This is a genomic window from Azospira sp. (assembly GCF_030247495.1).
GTDB lineage: Bacteria > Pseudomonadota > Gammaproteobacteria > Burkholderiales > Rhodocyclaceae > Azospira > Azospira oryzae.
Genome location: NZ_JAOTRW010000015.1, coordinates 1 through 4031 on the forward strand (window position 1 = coordinate 1; position 4031 = coordinate 4031).

3 protein-coding genes are annotated in these 4031 nt (G+C 61.7%); all 3 read right to left on the reverse strand.

The genetic code is table 11. The annotated features are described in order from the left end of the window. Window positions 1-151: 151 nt before the first annotated feature. Window positions 152-1174 (reverse strand): SEL1-like repeat protein, encoded by a 1023-nt coding sequence (locus OEL49_RS17285; RefSeq protein ID WP_287875948.1) that lies wholly within the window; start codon window positions 1172-1174, stop codon window positions 152-154. Between the two features lie 2 nt (window positions 1175-1176). Continuing rightward, window positions 1177-3093, reverse strand: a complete 1917-nt coding sequence (locus OEL49_RS17290; protein ID WP_287875951.1) for a phospholipase D-like domain-containing protein — start codon at window positions 3091-3093, stop codon at window positions 1177-1179. Between the two features lie 3 nt (window positions 3094-3096). Next, window positions 3097-4031: DUF2345 domain-containing protein (locus OEL49_RS17295; protein WP_287875953.1), on the reverse strand; the 935-nt coding region annotated here is incomplete at its 5' end.

Below are 4031 nucleotides of genomic sequence, written 5' to 3' on the forward strand. Positions count from 1 at the left end.
GGGGCGGCAGGCGCTCGGCCTCGTGGGTGCAGGTGAAGGCCAGTTTGGCCTGGATGGCGGGCAGGTCGGGCACGGAACGGTCTCCAAAGGCATCGCAGGCGGTGAGGCCGGCGAGGAGCAGGAACAGGAGGACGTTGCGTGCCACGGGGAGTCAGCGCTTGCGGATCGGCATACCGGAGGCCGGGTCCAGGCCTTTGTCCCGAGCCAGGCGGACGATCAGGTCATCCGTGGGCTTGGGGGGCGGCACATTGGCCTGGAATTCGGTGCGCCATTGCAGCTTGCCGTCCCAGGGTGGCAGCTTGGCCGGCGGCAGGGGAACGATCTCGTCCAGTTCCGGAACCACCGGGTTGAGGTACGAGTAGGCATGCAGGACATGGCCGATTTCCTGGTAGCGGCGGCTACGCTCTTCGTCCTTGGGTAGTGCCAAGTAATCCAATTTATCAGAGGGGGGGGGAGCTCTAAATCCATCTTCTAAAGCTAAAGCTGCTATGTCATTTCCTGCCTTGACGCCGAGTTGGAATGCCTCGACAGCCTCTGCGTAGCTCCCCTTCCCTTGTAGGTTGAGGCCCAAGGCCAAAGCCGCCTTGCCATGCCCTTGCTCCGCCGCACAGCGGCGCATCTGGCGGGCGATATCCGGGGCGGCATCAATGGGCGCCAGCTTCTCCGCCACGTAGTACTGGGCATGGGGATTCCCTAGGTCCGCCGCCTTGCGGAAGTACTTCAAGGCCAGGTCCGGGTCTTCCTTGACCCCCATGCCGTTCTCCAGGAAATGTCCCAGGTTGTAGTAGGCCATGGGAACCCCGGCTTTCAGGAGGGCGTCGTTGAAATCGAGCATTTCTTCCACGGTGCCGTCGAACTTGCCGCCGGAAATACCGTTGATCAGGTTGAACAGGGCCTTGTGGTGGCCCTGAGCGGCGGCGATACGGTAGAGGCGGCCCACCTCCCGCTCCACCACCGGGTCTTCCTTGACCAGATTCTCCCGCTGCAGCCAGCGGGCGTAGTTGAAGAGGCTGTCGGCCTCCGGCGGCAGGGGCGGCAGGCGCTCGGCCTCGTGGGTGCAGGTGAAGGCCAGTTTGGCCTGGATGGCGGGCAGGTCGGGCACGGAACGGTCTCCAAAGGCATCGCAGGCGGTGAGGCCGAGGATGAGAATAAGGATGAAAAAGGGAGCACGCATGGTTAATCCAAGTCGGAAACGTCTGGGCTGCCTCGGTAGAATTCGGTAAGAGAGGCTAAAGGGGTAATGCGGTTAGAGCGGTTGTCTTTGTTTTTTTCCATAATTTTCTGCCATGTCTTAAACACAGCATCCAGTTGGTTCATCTCTTCCGCTCCAGTTTTTTTGGTATGCAATCCCCATAACTGCTGCCGCAGCGGACGGGTGATTTCCGGCCGGTCCTGGACCAGGTTGAGTTCGCTATCCACCTCCATGCTGCGGGTGTTGATGTTGGCGCTGCCCAGGGTGAGGAAGGTGTCGTCGATGAGCATCAGCTTGGCGTGGATGTAGACGTCGGTCCAGGGCTTGCCATCGGGGGTATCGGGGGCCACCAGGGTGCAGACGTGCACCTTCAGCCCGGGGCGGTCCTGGGGCAGGACGGTGCGTTCCTTGCCGCTCTTCTTGGCGCGGCGTACCGCTTCCCTGGTGGCATCTCGCTCCTTTTCGGCAGCCACGGTGGCGTCCCGGGCGGTATTGGCCTCTTGCAACAACTTCATGTGGTCATCGCCGAAATGCCCCCACTGGCGTCGGGCGGAGGCATTGACCTTGTCTTCCAGGCCTGCCTGGCGCTTCTTTGCCAGTTCCAGGTTCTGCTCCCGCAGGTCTTCCTCCTCGGCCCGGGCTACCGCGGGAATGGTGTCGGCCCGCCCCAGGGAGTCGAGCATGCGGTAGGTGTTGGTCACACCCGAGCCCATCCCCTCGTCATCGGCATTGGTGATGACGAAGAGGTACAGGCTGCCGTGGGTTCCCGGATCCCGCCCGCCCCGGCTCTGGGCCAGGGCAGCGGCGCGGATTTTTTCAGCCAGGGGGGGCCAGCGGAAATACTGGTTTTCAATATAGATGTAGCGAGTGGCGTTGTTCACCGCCTGGAGGTAAGCCTTCTTGATGTCCTCCCGACCATACTGGGGTTGGGTGCGGAGCACCTGGCACACCGAGGGGGCGCCGCCTTCGCAGCGCACCGGGTATTTTTCGAATGCCGGCGGCGCCAGGGTTTCACCGGTTTCCTTGGCCCAGGCCTGGGAAAAGTTGCGGAACAGATCGCCTACCGCCGGACCGGTAAGCTTGCTGGAGAAATCCTGACGGGGCCGTTTGCCGTTGCGGCCCCGGTTGGCGGCATAAGGGTGGCAGCTGTGGGCGCTGGTGTCCCAATACTCGTCGAGCATGTTGTGCCCCATGAGAAAACCCACGGCATTTTCGGGGTCTTCGTAATCGACCAGGACCATTTTCTGGTGATGGCTGGGCGCGGAGGCAAGCGTGGCTTTAGCCTTCTTACTCAAGCCCTTGTCTTCATGATCCCGGGCCGCAATAGCCTTGCGATCGGCGGCAGAGAAGCCCCGCCCGACAAAACGGATGTTGGCCTGGGCGGTGTCATCCATCCCCTTGGCGGATTTGACCGCCCAGTCAGCGACCTTCTGGTCGGTGTCATAGCGCAGATACCATTCCTGGTCATAGGCATATTGGGCATCCGTACTCGTGGCTGGTTGGTCGCTCAGGGCAACCGCGCGGCGACCGGGTACGTTAGCTTCACCGGCAACGCCTCCCGTAACGTTGATACCCAGCCAGAGAGGATCGACTACATAACTGAGCACCCGCACCTGGGCGCGCTTGCCGACCCGCTCCAATAGCTTGCCGATGGCGGGTGAGGCGCCGTCCCGGATGAAATGCATGGATGGCTGAAAACCCCAGCAAATGATGCAGACAGAATGCTTGGCCCTCTCTATGGCACGGTGAATCTCGCCGAAGGCTGCTTCGCCATTGACGAGTATTTTCAATGATGCCGGCAAGGGGCGATATTCCGCCTTTTGGACGAACCAAGGCGGGGTGATGCTTGCAGAGTTGGTCTGGTTCTGGGCAAGGGGAACGACAATACACGGGCTGCTCATGGATCAATCTCCCTCCTGAAGGGAATTGGTCAGGGTGGAGGCATAGACGCTACGAGCTGCATCTGCCGGGTCGGTGGCCCCCGTCTCCGGACTGGCACCGGCTGCATAACGGTGGAACCCCTGATTGGCTAGGTCGCCCTGGTCCGGATTGGTGTAGTCGTTGGGAACCGGAATGTCGTAACTGACCCCATTGGCCAGTTCCAGCTTGTACTTTTTAGTCACTACCGCATGATCGATCGGCAGGCGGCCGCTGTCGTCCATTACGCCTTCTTTTAGGAGGGCACCATCGGCAAAGAGCTTGTAGGGCATGCCAGCCCAAGCGCTCTTCATGCCCATGGGAGCATGATCGAAATTAAGCACTAGGGGGGTCTTGAATGCTCCTTGAGGAAAATCCGGGTGCGCCGCATTCATGCTCGTCGGTCCCTCGATCTTGTAGTCCCCCGCTTGGAAACTGGCCGTGGCCGGGCAGTGGATGTCAATGTTGCCGCCGGCGATCTTGATGTAGGCGCCGCCGCAGGCGAAGGTGATGTGTTCCTTGGCGTTGGCGAAGATGCGGTCGTCGCTGGAGATGACCGTCAGGCTGTCGTCGCCGGTGATCTCGATGCTGTCGCTCTGAGCCTGCATCTCCACCTTCCCCCTGGCGGCATAGAGCTTGATGGCGGTCTTGTCCTTGACGCCCTGGACGAAGAGGGAGATGGACTGGCCGACGTTGTGGATCCAGCGTCGGGCTGTGCTCTGGTTGGTGTCCCGGGCGGAGACCTGGTCGAAGTTCTGCCCCGTGGCAAAGGTGGCGGACTGGGGGGTGGCGAGACCGATCCCGGCCACGGCGCTGGCGACGAGGATGGGCTGCTGCCCGGCTTCGTCCGGCTGTTCCTTGGCGCCGCCCTTGTGCTCCGGATCGGTGTTGCTGCCCTTCTCCCAGGCCGCCAGGGCCTGCT